The following is a 14,271-nucleotide window of genomic DNA, read 5'->3' as shown; positions in this document are numbered from 1 at the left end:
AGCTGGCCCCGGCCGCCGCCACCGGCGTGCTGCTGTTCTCGGGCGCGGCGCAAGCCCAAGCCCCCGCCAAGACCAAGGTTGCCGCCATCTACACGGTGCCGGTCGAGCAGCAATGGGTGTCGCGTATCCACAAGGCGCTGACCGCCGCGCGCGACCGTGGCGAAATCGACTACACCTTCTCGGAAAACGTCACTAACGCCGACTACGAACGCGTCATGCGCCAGTACGCCGAGCAGGGCAACAAGCTGGTCGTGGGCGAAGCCTTCGCCGTGGAAGCCGCCGCGCGCAAGGTGGCCAAGGACTATCCGCAGACCGCCTTCCTGATGGGTTCGTCGGGCAAGCCGCAGCAGCCCAACTTCTCGGTGTTCGACAACTACATCCAGGAACCCGCGTACCTGACCGGCATGATCGCCGGCGGCATGAGCCAGTCCGGCAAGATCGGCCTGGTGGGCGGCTACCCCATTCCCGAAGTGAACCGCCTGATGCAAGCCTTCATCGAAGGCGCCAAGGAAGTGAACCCGAAGGCAGAATTCACCGTGACCTTCATCGGTTCGTGGTTCGATCCCCCGAAGGCCAAGGAAGCCGCCTTCGCCATGATCGACAAGGGCGCGGACGTGCTGTATGCCGAGCGCTTCGGCGTGTCGGACGCCGCCAAGGAACGCGGCAAGCTGGCCATCGGCAACGTCATCGACACCCAGCCGCAGTACCCCGAGACCGTCGTGGCATCCGCCTTGTGGAGCATGGAACCCACCATCGACGAAGCCCTCAAGCAGGTCAAGGCCGGCACGTTCAAGGCCGATGACTACGGCCAGTATTCGCTGATGAAGCACAAGGGCTCGTCCCTGGCGCCGCTGGGCACCTTCGAAAAGAAGATCCCCGCCGATCTCATCGCCAAGGTCGACGCCAAGCAGAAGGCCATTCTGGACGGCAGCTTCACCGTCAAGGTCAACGACAAAGAACCCAAGTCCTCGGCACGATGAACCAAGCGCCTCTCGCCCTGCAACTGACAGGGATCACCAAACGGTTCGGCAGCCTGACGGCCAACGACGATATCTCGCTGACGCTGCGGCAGGGCGAGGTCTTGGCCTTGCTGGGCGAGAACGGCGCCGGCAAATCGACCCTGGTGTCGATCCTGTTCGGCCACTATGTGGCCGATGCCGGCAGCATCAACGTTTTTGGCAAACCCCTGCCGCCCGGCCGGCCCGACGCCGCGTTGGCGGCGGGCGTGGGCATGGTGCATCAGCACTTCACCCTGGCCGACAACCTGACCGTGCTGGACAACATCATGGTCGGCACGGAATCGCTGTGGAAGCTGGCCTCCGGCCGCGCCCAGGCACGCCGCCGCCTGGTTGAACTGGGCCAGCGCTTCGGCTTGGGCGTGGACCCGGATGCACGCGTAGGCGGTTTGTCCGTCGGCGAAAAACAGCGCGTTGAAATCCTGAAGGCGCTGTATCGCGGCGCGCGCGTGCTGATCCTGGACGAACCCACCGCGGTGCTCACCCCGCAGGAAGTGCAGGACCTGTTCGCGACCTTGCGCGGCTTTGTTGACGACGGCCTGGCCGTCATCTTCATTTCACACAAGCTGGACGAAGTCATGGCCGTATCGCGCCGCGTGGCCGTGCTGCGCCAGGGCAAGCTGGTGGCCGAACGCGACACCGCCGGCACCAGCCCCGCCGAATTGGCCGAATTGATGGTGGGCCGCAAGGTCGTCATGCCGCGCGCCGAGGCCGTGGCCGCCGCCGAACAGGCCGCGCCGGTCGTGACCTTGTCGCAAGTCACCGTGCGCGACGGCCGCGATGGCACGACGCGCCTGGACAGCCTGGACCTGACCGTCCACAAACATGAAATCGTGGCGATCGCCGGCGTGGCCGGCAACGGCCAGCAGGCGTTGGTGTCGGTGTTGACCGGACTGCGCCACCCCAGCGACGGCACGATCCGCCTGGGCGCGGAGCACGCGGCCGCGCCCACCACACCGGCCGGCTGGACCGCGGCCCGCGTCGGCCGCATCCCCGAAGACCGCCACGGCGAAGGCATGATCGGCGACAGCCCGCTTTGGGAAAACGCCATCGTTGAAGACCTGAAGAACAAGCGCTTCGCGCGCTACGGTTTGATCCGCGCACGCGCCGGCCGCGCGTACGCGGCGCAGTTGGCCAAGCAGTTCGATGTGCGCGCGGCCTCGTTGGAGGTGCGCACGCGCAGCCTGTCGGGCGGCAATATGCAAAAGCTGATCCTGGGCCGCACGCTGGCCCGCGAGCCGCGCTTCATCGTGGCCGACCAGCCGACCTGGGGCCTGGACATCGGCGCCGTCGCCTATGTGCGCGAGCAGCTGCTGGCCGCCCGCGCGCGCGGCGCCGGCGTGCTGCTGGTGTCCGAAGACCTGGAAGAGATCTTTGCGCTGGCCGACCGCATCGCCGTGCTGTGCGGCGGCAAGCTGGTGGCCGTCAAACCCGTGGCCGAATGGACGCCCGCCACCGTCGGCCTGGCCATGACGGGAACTCGCGCGTGACGACCGGCACCGTCACGCGCCGCGCCTCCCGCGCCCCCCTTTACCGAGCATTACTCGCATGAAACTGATCCTGGAACGCCGCCCCGAGCCCAGCCGCCTGGCGCTGGCCTTGGCCCCCATCGCGGCCATCCTCTTCACCCTGGCGGTCTGCACCTTGCTGGTCGCCTGGGCCGGCGCGCCCGTGGGCCGCACCTACGCGCTGCTGTTCGAAGGCGCGTTCGGCTCGCGCTTCGCGCTGTCTGAAACGCTGACCCGCGCCACGCCCTTGATGCTGACGGGCCTGGCCTGTGCCGTGGCGTTTCGCGCGCGCTTCTACAACATCGGCGCCGAAGGCCAGCTGTATCTGGGCGCGCTGGCGGCAGTGGCCATCGGCGGACTGCACGACGGCACGGGATTCGACCTGCCCGTACCCGTGCTGTTTGGCGGCATGATGCTGGCGGCCGCGCTGGCCGGCGCCTTGCTGCTGCTGATTCCCGCGCTGCTCAAGACCCGCCTGGGCGTGGACGAAGTGGTGACCACCTTGCTGGGCAACTTCATCGTGCTGCTGTTCGTGTCCATGATGCTGGACGGCCCGATGAAGGATCCGATGGCCATGGGGTGGCCGCAATCCGTGGCGCTAAACGGCGACCTGGAATTGGGCAAGCTGATCGAACGCACGCGCGCGCACACCGGGCTGCTATGGGCCGCGGGCCTGGCGCTGGGATTGTGGCTGTTGAATCGCTACACCGTGTTCGGCTTCCAGATGCGCGCCGTGGGCGCCAACGCGCATGCTTCGCGTTTTCTGGGGCTGCCAGTCACCCGCGTGATGCTGGGCACCGCGATGTTGTCCGGCGCGCTGGCCGGCCTGGCGGGCGCCATCGAAGTGGCCGGCCGCACCGGCTACGTCACGCTGGATATGTCGCCGGGCTATGGCTACACCGGCGTGGTCGTCGCCATGCTGGCCGGGCTGCATCCGCTGGGCGTGATCCTGGCCAGCATCTTCGTCGCCGGCATGCTGGTGGGCGCGGACAGCATGAGCCGCGCCATCGCGGTGCCGAACTACATCGCCGACGTCATCGTCGCGACCTCGTTGCTTGCCATGCTGGTCGCGACGCTATTTGCGCAGTACCGCCTGCGCCGCAACCGGGCTTGAGGAGCACGCCATGGAATGGATGGATCTGTTGAGTTCCTCGGCCTTCTGGGTCGCCGTGCTGCGCCTGGCGACGCCGTTGATTCTGGGCACCTTGGGCGTGCTGCTGTGCGAGCGCGCGGGGGTGTTGAACCTGGGCATCGAAGGCATCATGGCGGCCGGTGCGTTTACCGGCTGGCTGGTGGTGTACCTGGGCGCGCCCCTGTATGTGGGCGTGTTGGCGGCGGCGTTTGCCGGCGCCGTGTTCGGTTTGCTGCATGCGGTGTTGACGGTGCCGCTGGGCTTGTCGCAACACGTGTCGGGATTAGGCGTGACGCTGCTTGCCACCAGCCTGTCTTACTTTGCTTACCGCGTGACGTTTCCCAGCGTGACCACGCCGCCCACCATCACGCCGTTTGCCGAAATGAAGTTCCTGGACGGCATTCCGCTGATCGGCCCGGTGTTGGCGGGGCAGACGCCCATGACGCTGATCGCGCTGGCCGCCGTGCCCATTCTGGCCTGGGTGCTGAACCGCACGCCGGTCGGCCTGGGTATCCGCATGGTGGGCGAAAACCCCGCCGCCGCCGAAGGGCAGGGCCTGTCCGTGACGCGGTTGCGCATCGGCGCCATTGTGGCCGGGTCGGCCTTGATGGGCGTGGCCGGCAGCTTCCTGACGCTGGCAGCCTTCAACGCGTTCTTTTTCAATATGGTCAACGGCCGGGGCTGGGTGTGCGTGGCGCTGGTCGTGTTCGCGTCCTGGCGGCCCGGCAAGGCATTGCTTGGCGCACTGATCTTCGCGTTCTTCGACGCGCTGCAACTGCGCCTGCAACAAGGCGGCGCGGCCTTGCCCGGCCTGCCCGAGCTACCGTATCAGGTGTACCTGATGCTGCCCTACATCCTGTCTATCCTCGCCCTGGTAGTGATGGCGCGCCGCGCGGCCTACCCCCAAGCGCTGATGAAGCCGTACCGCAAGGGCGAACGCTAGAGGGGGCGTCGCGACGGACCGGCGGAGCCGGCTCCGTCCGACCCCGATGTCGGGGTAATTTTGCGGCATTGTGAAATACTGAACTTCCATTAGGATCACCCCATGCTCGATCTGATTATCAAGAATTGCACGCTGCCCGATGGGCGCACGAACATCGACATTGGCGTGGCGCAGGGTCGCATCACCGCTGTCGAACCTGCTCTGAAGGCCGAAGCCGGGCAGGTGATCGATGCCGCCGGTCAGCTGGTGTCCTCGCCCTTTGTGGACGCGCACTTTCACATGGATTCCACGCTGTCCTTCGGGCTGCCGCGCGTGAACCAGTCCGGCACCTTGCTCGAAGGCATCGCGCTGTGGGGCGAACTCAAGCCGCTGTTGACGCAGGAAGCCCTGGTGGAACGCGCATTGGCGTATTGCGACTGGGCCGTTGCCCGTGGCCTGCTGGCCATTCGCTCGCACGTGGATGTCTGTGACCCGCGCCTGCTCGCCACCGAGGCGCTGCTGCACGTGCGCGAAAAGGTCAAACCCTATCTGGACCTGCAACTGGTCGCCTTCCCGCAAGACGGCGTGCTGCGCGCGCCCGGTGCGCTCGACAACCTGAAGCGCGCGCTCGACATGGGCGTGGACGTGGTGGGCGGCATTCCGCACTTTGAACGCACCATGCAGGACGGCGCCGAATCCGTGCGCATCCTGTGCGAACTGGCCGCCGAACGGGGCCTGCGCGTGGACATGCATTGCGACGAAAGCGACGATCCCTTGTCGCGCCATATCGAAACGCTGGCGTACCACACGCAACGCCTGGGCCTGCACGGCCGCGTTACCGGTTCGCACCTGACGTCCATGCACTCCATGGACAATTACTACGTGTCCAAGCTGATCCCGCTGATGCGCGAGGCCGGCGTCGCGGCGATTGCCAACCCGCTGATCAACATCACGCTGCAAGGCCGCCACGACACCTATCCCAAGCGCCGTGGCATGACCCGCGTGCCCGAATTGCTGGCGGCCGGCGTGCCGGTGGCCTTCGGCCATGACTGCGTGATGGACCCCTGGTACAGCCTGGGTTCGGGCGACATGCTGGAAGTGGCGCACATGGGCCTGCACGTGGCCCAGATGACGGGCCAGGACGCCATGCGCGCCTGTTTCGACGCCGTGACGACCACGCCCGCCAAGATCCTGGGGCTGGACGACACGGGCATCGCGGTCGGCAAGCGCGCCGACCTGGTGCTGTTGCAAGCGCGCGATCCCGTCGAAGCGCTACGCCTGCGCGCGACCCGCCTGATGGTGCTGCGCGCGGGGCAGGTGATTGCCACCACGCCGCCCGCCACCGCCACCCTGAACCTGCCGGGCCGCCCGGGTCAGGTCAGCTTTCAGACACCGGCCCGCTGACATACGGCGGCCGCTTGGCGGCCGTCACGATGATCTCCACCAGCAGCTCCGGCGCGGCCAGCTTGGCCTCGCAGGTGGCGCGGGTGGGCATCGCATCGGGCAGTGCCCACTCGGCCCAGACGCTGTTCATGCCCGCGAAGTCGCGGTCGATATCCTTCAGCCAGATCTGCACCGACAGCAGTCGCGACTTGTCGGTGCCCGCCTCGGCCAGATAGCCGTCGATCTTGGCCAGCGCATCGCGCGTCTGCGCCACGATGCCGCCTTCGGCCGCAGACGTCACGCCCGCCACATAGACCGTATCGCCATGGATCACGATGCGGCTCAGGCGCTGGTTGGTTTGCTTGCGCACGATGTCGTCGTTCATTCGTCTTGCTCCTTTTCTGATGGGGCGGACGCGTTGGCCGCGTCCGAAAAACGGTCAATCCGGAAGGGCGCGATCGGCATGTCCGTCGCGCCGGTGGTAATCAGATCGGCCATGATGCGGCCCACGATGGGGCCCAGTTCAAAGCCATGCGCCGAAAAGCCGAACGCATGGAACGCGGTTTCGTGGCGGCTGCTGCGTCCGATCACTGGAATCTCGTCCGGCATGGCCGCTTCGATGCCCGCCCAGCCCCGGTTCACGATGGCGTCACGCATGTGTGGAAACAGGTCGCAGACCGTGCGTGCGCCTTCCGCCAGCGAGCGGAAATCCAGCTCGGTCCACTCCGCGTCGCGGTCCACCCAGGCACGCCGCCCGCCGCCGATCAGCACCGTGCCGTTCGCGCGCTGCTTGAACGATAGCGCGCGCCCGGTGCCCAGCACGACGGGGTCCAGAAAGTGCTCCATCCGTAACGTCACCAACATCATCGGGCTGATGGCCAAGAGCGGCACCGGTTCACCCCATTGCGCCGCGATGCGGTCGGCCCAGGCGCCCGCGCAGTTCAACACTTGCGGCGCGGTATAGGTACCCGCATCCGTATCCACCCGCCATTGGCCGCCGTCGTGCGAGACGCGGTCCACGCGCACGCCTTCCAGAAAGCGCGCGCCCAGGCGCGCGGCCTTGGTGCGAAACGCCAGCGTCGTGCGATACGGATCGGCCGCCGCGTCCTCACGCGCGATCAGCCCGCCCTGGATGGTGGGCGCGATAGCGGGGATCATGTGGCGCAGATCCTCGGCGCTGATCCACGCTTCGTGCGTGTAGCCGTGATCGGTCATCGTGCGCAGGCGTTGCCGCAACGTTTCGGCGTCGGCGGCGTTCTCGGCCACGCGCACCTGCCCGTGCTGCTCGAAACCACAATCGTCATCCACCAGGTCGCCGATGCGATACCAAAGTTCGCGCGAGGCCAGCGCCAGTGGCACTTCGGCCAGATGCCGCGACAAGGTGCGCACCCCGCCCGCGTTCACGCCGGACGCGTGCCGACCCACGTAGTTCTTTTCGATCACCAGGGCGGGCACGCCGGCACGCGCCAGATGCAGCGCTGCCGAGCTGCCGTGCAGGCCCCCGCCGATGATGATGACTGCCGCCGACCGCGGTGAACCGGTCATGGCATTACTTTTTCAGGCGGACAACGGCTTGGCGGGAATCGTCCGTCTGCGGCAGCGACGCCAGCTCGCCAAGCGTCAGCGGCTTGGTCGGAAAGCGCAGCCGGTAATAGCCCACTTCCTGCGTTGGCACGCCGCGTTCCTCGGCGATGATCTCGGCCACCGTCAGCCCACAGAAGCGCCCCTGGCACGGCCCCATGCCGCAGCGCAGAAATGCCTTCATCTGGTTGGGTCCGCTGCAACCCAGCTTGACTGTCTCGCGCACCTGCGCGGCGGTAACTTCTTCGCAGCGGCACACGATGGTGTCACCGGTGGGCCGCCGGAACGCATCAGGCGCCTTGTAGAGCGCATCGAAGAACTCGCGACCTCTGACGGCACGGGCAAGCGCCTCGCGCGGCGCTACGGCCCGGCTATCGCGTTTCGCGGCGTCGATGCGGCCCAACAGATGCGCCGCCTGCAAGGCGGCCAGCCGGCCCCGGTGTTCCGCCGCCAGGGCGCCCGCGATACCCGCGCCGTCACCCGCCATGCCGATGCCCTCCACCGTCGTCAGGCCCCATTCATCCACCTGCGGCTCCCAGCAGTCCAAGGCGTCGTTCCAACGATGCTCGGCGCCCACGGCGCGCGACAGGTTCACGTTGGGCACCACGCCCTGATGCAGCATCAGCTGTTCGGCGGGCAAGGTCTTGGTGACGCCGCCCGCCGTGTAGCGCACGCTTTGCAGCTTGCCGTCGCCCTGCGCCTCCAGCGCAGTGACGCCGCGTGTGATCGGCACGGCCGCCTTGACCGCGCGCAGCAGCTTCAAGCCCTTGCCCAGATACGGCGAACGCAGAAAGCCCCACACCTTCGGCAAGGCCTGCCCCATGCGTCCGGGCGGCGTGGTTTCCAATAGCGCGTCGATCTTCACGCCCGCGTTCAGGTATTGCCACGCCACCAGGTACAGCAGCGGGCCGCTGCCCGCCAGCACGGTGCGATCCGCCGGCACCACACCGGCCGACTTCAACAGAATCTGCGCCGCGCCCGCCGTGATCACGCCCGGCAGCGTCCAGCCCGGAATGGGGAAGGGGCGTTCTTGCGCACCCGTCGCCAGCAACAAGCGGCGTGCATGGACGATGCGCGCTTCGCCCGCCACGGAATACGCCACTTCAAACCCCTTTTCCGGATGCGGCGCGGTGCGCTCGGCCACCGCCCACACCGTGGCGCCCGGCACGTAGCGCGCGCCCGATTGCTTGAAGGGCGTAATCAGGGATGCACCATGCCAGTAGTCTTCGCCAAGGATGCCGCGATCGGTCACCGGCGTGGTCGTGATGGCGCGATAGATCTGTCCGCCCGGCGCAGGTTGTTCGTCCAGTAGCACGGTGTCCACACCCAGCCCGGCCGCCATCGTCGCTGCCGCCAGCCCGGCCGGGCCCGCGCCCACCACCAGCAAATCGCATTGCGTTGTTTCGATCATGCCTGCACCTTGCGCGCGCCCAGCTGGCGCTCGATCTTCATGCCTTCGCGCACGGCCGTCATGCAGCCCTGCTGGTTCGCCTGGCCGTCAATGGTGACCAGGCAGTCGTAGCACACGCCCATCATGCAATAGGGTCCGCGCGGCACGTCGTTCACGGCGGTGTCGCGACAGGCCGACACGCCGCCCGCGAACAAGGCGGCCGCCCCGCTGTCGCCCTGGCGGCATTGCAGCTCGACCCCGTTGACCGTCACGCGCACCGGCGCGCCTTGCGTCTGGCGCTGCGCCTCATCAAGCCTCTTGAACATGAAACCTCCGGGTCGAGAAGGGCGCCATGTCGTCGGCAAGCTTGCCGGCCACGATCATGGGCGCCAGATTGAGGGCGTGCGCGGCGGCCAGCGTCACGCCGCTATGACAGGTGGCGACAAAGGCGCCCGGGCACGTTTCGGATTGCTGATAGATCGGAAAGCCATCCTTGGACATCACGCGCAGCGCCGCCCAGCTGCGCACCACGCGCACATCGCGCAATGCGGGCAGCGTACGTACGGCGCGGTCGGCCAGCGTGCCCAGAATCGGCAGCCCCACCAGGTTATCCACATAGCCGGCTTCTTCCTGCGAATCGCCGATCAGCCACGTGCCTTCATCGGTTTGGCGCAAGGTGGACAGCGGCGTTTCCAGCAGGCGGCGCGTGCGTTCCAGCACCACGATCTGGCCGCGTTGCGGGCGCACCGGGACGGTCAGGCCCACTTGTGCGCCCAGCTCCTTGTTGGACAAGCCCGATGCCAGCACTACCTTGCGCGCGCGCACCGTGCCCGAGGGCGTGGCGATGTCGAACACGCCATCGCGCTGCTTGACGCTTTGCGCCGGACGGCGCGGCAGGTAATCCACAACCCGCTGTGCAAAACTCGCGTGCAAGGCGCGCAGCAGCTTGAGCGGATTGGCGATGCCGTCGACCGGCGTCCATGTCGCGCCGCGCACATCGGGACCGATGCCCGGCACCAGGTCGGCCACTTCCGCGCGGTCCAGCAGCTTCCAGTCGTATTGCGCCATGCCCGGCTGCGCTAGCAAGGTCTTCATGAACGTGCCGCGCGCTTCCACCTCTTCGTCGCTTAGCAACGCATGCAGGCCGCCGCGCTGTTCCAGGTGCACGTCCACGCCGGTTTCTTCCAGCAGTTGCGCGGCCAGGCGCGGCCAGCCGGACGCGGACATCATCGTCCACACGCCGTAGCGCGGCAGGCCCATGCCCTTGCTTTGCACCCACACCAGCCCGAAGTTGCCGCGCGAGGCGCGGTAGGCCACGTCGCCTTCGTCCAGCACGGCCACATGGTCCAGCTCGCGCCGCAGGCCATAGGCAATGGCTGATCCCACCAGCCCACCGCCGATCACCGCGGCGTCATAAATGCCGCGATGCACGGGCGCGCGGGGCGCCAGTTCTTTCTCGTCCGTCATTAGCGTCCCTTTCCTACAAACAGCTTTTCCAGGCCGACCACGCGGTCCAGAATGAAAATGGCGATGATCGTCACGTAGATCAGCACGGCCGACACGGCGGTCACGAGCGGATCGATGGTGTCTTCGATATGCAGGAAGATGCGCACCGGCAGCGTCGTCGTGGACGGCGAGGCGATGAAGATCGACATGGTCAGTTCATCAAAGCTGGTGATGAATGCAATGACCCAGCCGCTAACCACGCCCGGCAGCAGCAGCGGCAACACCACGCGCCGGAACGCCGTCCAGTTGGACGCGCCCAACGATTGTGCGGCGCGCTCCAGCGCGGGGTCGATGCCGGTGGCCGACGCCAGCACCAGGCGCAGCGCATACGGCATGACAAGGATCACGTGCGCCACCACCAGACCCACATAGGTGCCGGCCAGGTCCACGGTGGTGAAGAACTTCAGGAAGGCCAGGCCCAGCACTACATGCGGAATCATCAGCGGCGACAGGAAGAACGCCACCAACGCCTCGCGGCCACGAAAGCGGTTGCGGGCCAGGGCCAGCGCGCTGGGCACGGCCAAGCCGATGGCCAGCGTCGCCGACAAGGTCCCAAGCCCCAGGCTGAACCAGAAGGCTTCGACAAAACGCGGGTTGTCCAAGATGGCGCGGAACCAGCGCAAGGACAAGCCGCCCGTGGGCAAAGATATAAAACCCTCGGACGTGAACGCCACTGCGCACACCATGACAATGGGCGCCAGGATGAACAAAATGAACAGTGCGTGGAAGACCAGGCCGATCGGGCCGTTACGGAATTGCATGTCAGCCTCCTGCCTGGTTGAAGACGGCGCCGTACTTGCGTTCAATGATCCGGTTGGCCGACAGCAGCACAACGACGGTGGCCAGCAGCAACACCACGGCCAGCGCCGCGCCCAGCGGCCAGTTCAGCGTGTTCAGAAATTCGTCGTAGGCCGCCGTGGCCACGTTCTTCAAGCGCCGGCCGCCGATGATGGCCGGCGTGGCGAACGAGCTGGCCGCCATCGCGAACACCATGATCGCGCCCGACAAAATGCCCGGCATGACCTGCGGCACGATCACGCGCCGGATCACCGTGAACTGGGACGCGCCCAACGACAGGGCGGCGGCTTCGGTGGCGGGGTTGATCCGTTGCAACGACGCCCACACCGAGATCACCATGAAGGGCACCAGCACGTGCGTCAGCGCAATGCCCACGCCCAGGTTGCTGTACATCAGGTCCACGGGCGTGCTGATCAACCCGAGGCCCATCAATGCCTTGTTGATGAGGCCGGTGGAGCCGAACAGCAACGCCCAGCCCAGCGTGCGCACCACCACCGAAATCAACAGGGGGCCCAGCACCACCATCAGGAACAAGCCCTTCCACGGGTTGGCCATGCGCGACAGCACGTAAGCCTCGGCGGTACCCAGCACCAGGCAGGCCACCGTCACAGCCGCTGCCACGCCAAAGGTGCGCGCGTAGATTTCGTAGTAATAACCGTCGCTGAATATCTCGACGTAGTTCTTCCAGGTGAAGGTCACCTGCATGCCGCCATAGAACTGGAAATCGAAGAAGCTGATCAGGAACACCAGCGCCATCGGCACCACCAGGAAAGTGGCGTAGACCACCAGCGCCGGGGCGCTCAACACCCACGGGTTGGCGCGCGCGCTCATGACGCCAGGCCCTTGGGTGCTGCCGCGACTTCGCACATGTCCTGCGCGCGCCAGCGCAAGTGCACGGGCTCACCCTCGGCGGGCACGGCCACGCCATCGTTCTGGCGTATCACCATCACCTCGCCCACCGACGTGTCGACCTGGCACAGCCAGTGGTTGCCCTGGAACACGCGCGTCTTCATGCGGCCGGGCAACGCACAGGCGGCGGGTTCCGAGAACAGGATTTTTTCCGGGCGCACGATCACCGCGCCCTGCGGCACCGGCGCACCGGCCATGGGGATATGCGCTTCACCGATGCGCGCGCGCGTCTCGTTTTCATATTGCTCGGCCGTGGGCGTGAACACATTCGCCTTGCCCAGGAAGCCGCCGACAAAGTGGCTGGCCGGCCCCTCGTAGGCCTGGAAGGGTTCGGCCACTTGTTCGACCCGCCCCTGGTTCATCACCACGATGCGATCCGACAGCGCCAGTGCCTCGGACTGATCGTGCGTGACGAGTATGGTGGTGGTGCCGATCGTGCGCTGGATGCTGCGCAGTTCCAGCTGCATTTCCTCGCGCAGCTTGGCGTCCAGGTTCGACAGCGGTTCGTCCAGCAACAGCACGCTGGGCCGAATCACCAGCGCGCGCGCCAATGCCACGCGCTGCTGCTGGCCGCCGGACATGCGCGCCGGATGCCGGTCCGCCAGATGGGACAGGCCCACCAGCTTCAAGGCATCGGCCACGCGCGCCTCGCGTTCTTCTTTCTTGACGCGCTGCATCTCCAGGCCGAACGACACGTTCTCAAAGGCGGTCATGTGCGGGAACAGGGCATAGTTCTGGAACACCAGGCCCAGCCCGCGCTTGTTGGCCGGCACGCGGCTGACGTCGCGCCCGTCCAGCACAATGCTGCCGCTGGTGGGTTCGACAAAGCCGGCGATCATTTGCAGCGTGGTGGTCTTGCCGCAACCCGAAGGCCCCAGCAGGGAAATGAACTCGCCGCGATTGACGGACAGGCTCAGTTCTTCCACGGCGGTCGTGTCGCCATAGCGCTTGCACAGGCGGTTCAGCACTAGATAACTCATGAAGGCTCCCGTGGGCGACGCGCCGCGCCGCCCCGTATTGCACTACCGGCTACGCGTATCAGCGCTCGATTTCCCGCGTCCAGCGCTTGTTCCAGTCGTCGCGGTTCTGGTTGACCGTGTCCCAGTCGATCACGATCAAATCGGCAGCGCGCTTGCCGATAGGCAGCGGCACGCGCGGGTCATCGGTCACCTTGGCCTTCTTGTTGACCGGCCCGTAACCATAGGCGTTGGCCAGCTTTTCCTGTACTTCGGGCGTCACCAGGTACTGCACGAACGCCTGCGCCATGGGATTGGTCTTCGGCTTGGCGACGGGGCATACCGAGGACAGCAGCGCGTACGCGCCTTCCCGCGGATACACGAAGCCCACCGGGAAGCCGGTGTCGGCGAACGATTTGGCGCGGCCGCTGCCCCACACGGAAATCACGGCCTGGCCAGACGAGAACAATTCCGTCATCTTGCCGGGCGAAGGCTCGTATACCAGCACGTTGGGGCCGACCTCGTTCTTGAAGGTGGTGAAGCCCGCGTCGATCTTCTTTTCGCCGCCGCCCCCTTCGCGTGCGTATTCCACCAGCGCGTGCAGGCCGTAGGTGTTGTTCAGCGGCGGCACCACCAGCTGCTTCTTGTACTTGGGGTCCTTCAGGTCTTTCCACGACGTGGGCGCGGCCCACTTCTTTTCGTCGAAGGCCTTCTTGTTGTACATGATGCCGGTGGCCACGATGCCGATGGCCACGGCCTTGTCGTCCTTGTAGCGCGCGGTGCTGTAGATGTCGTCGCCCGGCAGGCCCTTGATGGGCTCGCAAAAGCCCAGCGCGATGGCCTGGTACATGGGGCCGTCATCGATGATCGCCACGTCGATCTGCTGGTTGCTCTTTTGCGCCTGCAAGCGCGCCACCGTGTTGGTGGAGTTGCCGGCCACGTAGTCCAGCTCGATACCGTGCTGCTTGGCGAAGGGCGGGAAGATGTCCTTGCGCATGATGTCTTCGAACGAGCCGCCGTAGCCGGCCACCACCAACTTCTGCTGCGCTGCTGCATTTGCGCTGAGCCCGACGGCTACCGTCGTCGCCGCGATCACTGCAAGTACCTTGCCCATGAGAACCCCCGATTGTTGGTACACTTTGTCCGTACATGAATGTCCGGACAAATAAT

The 14,271-nt window shown here is 66.4% G+C and carries 14 protein-coding genes; 5 read left to right on the top strand and 9 right to left on the bottom strand.

Going from position 1 to position 14,271, the window contains the following annotated elements:
- Positions 1-2 precede the first annotated feature (2 nt).
- The 5 genes from ACNPP0_RS23500 to ACNPP0_RS23480 all read left to right on the top strand — a co-directional run bounded on the left by ACNPP0_RS23500 (position 3) and on the right by ACNPP0_RS23480 (position 5,982).
- Positions 3-980 carry a BMP family protein gene (locus tag ACNPP0_RS23500; RefSeq protein WP_448707150.1) on the top strand — a complete coding sequence of 326 codons (978 nt, stop codon included), beginning with the start codon at positions 3-5 and terminating at the stop codon, positions 978-980.
- A complete protein-coding gene (locus ACNPP0_RS23495) occupies positions 977-2,506 on the top strand; it encodes an ABC transporter ATP-binding protein (protein WP_448707149.1) in 1,530 nt (509 codons plus the stop codon). The genes ACNPP0_RS23500 and ACNPP0_RS23495 overlap by 4 nt, the downstream gene beginning before the upstream one ends.
- Positions 2,507-2,564: 58 nt before the next feature.
- The gene (locus ACNPP0_RS23490; RefSeq protein WP_332609220.1) at positions 2,565-3,638 is read left to right on the top strand and encodes an ABC transporter permease; all 1,074 of its coding nucleotides are present in this window, start codon (positions 2,565-2,567) and stop codon (positions 3,636-3,638) included.
- A 10-nt stretch (positions 3,639-3,648) separates the two neighbouring features.
- Positions 3,649-4,599, top strand: coding sequence for an ABC transporter permease (locus ACNPP0_RS23485; protein ID WP_332609221.1), 951 nt, complete (start codon positions 3,649-3,651; stop codon positions 4,597-4,599).
- Between the two features lie 102 nt (positions 4,600-4,701).
- Positions 4,702-5,982 carry an amidohydrolase family protein gene (locus ACNPP0_RS23480; RefSeq protein ID WP_448707148.1) on the top strand — a complete coding sequence of 427 codons (1,281 nt, stop codon included), beginning with the start codon at positions 4,702-4,704 and terminating at the stop codon, positions 5,980-5,982.
- Here ACNPP0_RS23480 and ACNPP0_RS23475 read toward each other — a convergent pair.
- Genes ACNPP0_RS23475 through ACNPP0_RS23435 form a run of 9 tightly spaced genes read right to left on the bottom strand, consistent with a single transcriptional unit; the run spans position 5,957 to position 14,215 of the window.
- On the bottom strand, positions 5,957-6,346 hold the full coding sequence (locus tag ACNPP0_RS23475) for a RidA family protein (RefSeq protein ID WP_046804009.1): 390 nt from the start codon (positions 6,344-6,346) through the stop codon (positions 5,957-5,959). The two genes, ACNPP0_RS23480 and ACNPP0_RS23475, sit on opposite strands and share 26 nt — an antisense overlap.
- Positions 6,343-7,506 (bottom strand): NAD(P)/FAD-dependent oxidoreductase, encoded by a 1,164-nt coding sequence (locus tag ACNPP0_RS23470; protein WP_448707147.1) that lies wholly within the window; start codon positions 7,504-7,506, stop codon positions 6,343-6,345. Before ACNPP0_RS23470 ends, ACNPP0_RS23475 begins: the two co-directional genes overlap by 4 nt.
- A 4-nt stretch (positions 7,507-7,510) precedes the next feature.
- On the bottom strand, positions 7,511-8,953 hold the full coding sequence (locus ACNPP0_RS23465; RefSeq protein ID WP_448707146.1) for an FAD/NAD(P)-dependent oxidoreductase: 1,443 nt from the start codon (positions 8,951-8,953) through the stop codon (positions 7,511-7,513).
- Positions 8,950-9,258: a (2Fe-2S)-binding protein gene (locus ACNPP0_RS23460; protein ID WP_448707145.1), complete on the bottom strand. Its 309-nt coding sequence runs from the start codon at positions 9,256-9,258 to the stop codon at positions 8,950-8,952. Before ACNPP0_RS23460 ends, ACNPP0_RS23465 begins: the two co-directional genes overlap by 4 nt.
- Complete coding sequence (locus tag ACNPP0_RS23455) at positions 9,242-10,399, bottom strand: NAD(P)/FAD-dependent oxidoreductase (RefSeq protein ID WP_448707144.1); 1,158 nt, start codon at positions 10,397-10,399, stop codon at positions 9,242-9,244. Before ACNPP0_RS23455 ends, ACNPP0_RS23460 begins: the two co-directional genes overlap by 17 nt.
- Positions 10,399-11,199 carry an ABC transporter permease gene (locus ACNPP0_RS23450; RefSeq protein WP_448707143.1) on the bottom strand — a complete coding sequence of 267 codons (801 nt, stop codon included), beginning with the start codon at positions 11,197-11,199 and terminating at the stop codon, positions 10,399-10,401. Before ACNPP0_RS23450 ends, ACNPP0_RS23455 begins: the two co-directional genes overlap by 1 nt.
- A 1-nt stretch (position 11,200) precedes the next feature.
- On the bottom strand, positions 11,201-12,067 hold the full coding sequence (locus ACNPP0_RS23445; RefSeq protein WP_332609233.1) for an ABC transporter permease: 867 nt from the start codon (positions 12,065-12,067) through the stop codon (positions 11,201-11,203).
- Positions 12,064-13,125: an ABC transporter ATP-binding protein gene (locus ACNPP0_RS23440; RefSeq protein WP_332609234.1), complete on the bottom strand. Its 1,062-nt coding sequence runs from the start codon at positions 13,123-13,125 to the stop codon at positions 12,064-12,066. Before ACNPP0_RS23440 ends, ACNPP0_RS23445 begins: the two co-directional genes overlap by 4 nt.
- 58 nt (positions 13,126-13,183) lie before the next feature.
- The gene (locus tag ACNPP0_RS23435; protein ID WP_332609236.1) at positions 13,184-14,215 is read right to left on the bottom strand and encodes an ABC transporter substrate-binding protein; all 1,032 of its coding nucleotides are present in this window, start codon (positions 14,213-14,215) and stop codon (positions 13,184-13,186) included.
- Positions 14,216-14,271 lie beyond the last annotated feature (56 nt).

The sequence above is a fragment of the Achromobacter semiaridum genome, assembly GCF_053543755.1.
Note: the sequence above shows the minus strand (reverse complement) of the source record. Positions and strands in the feature narration are given on the sequence as shown.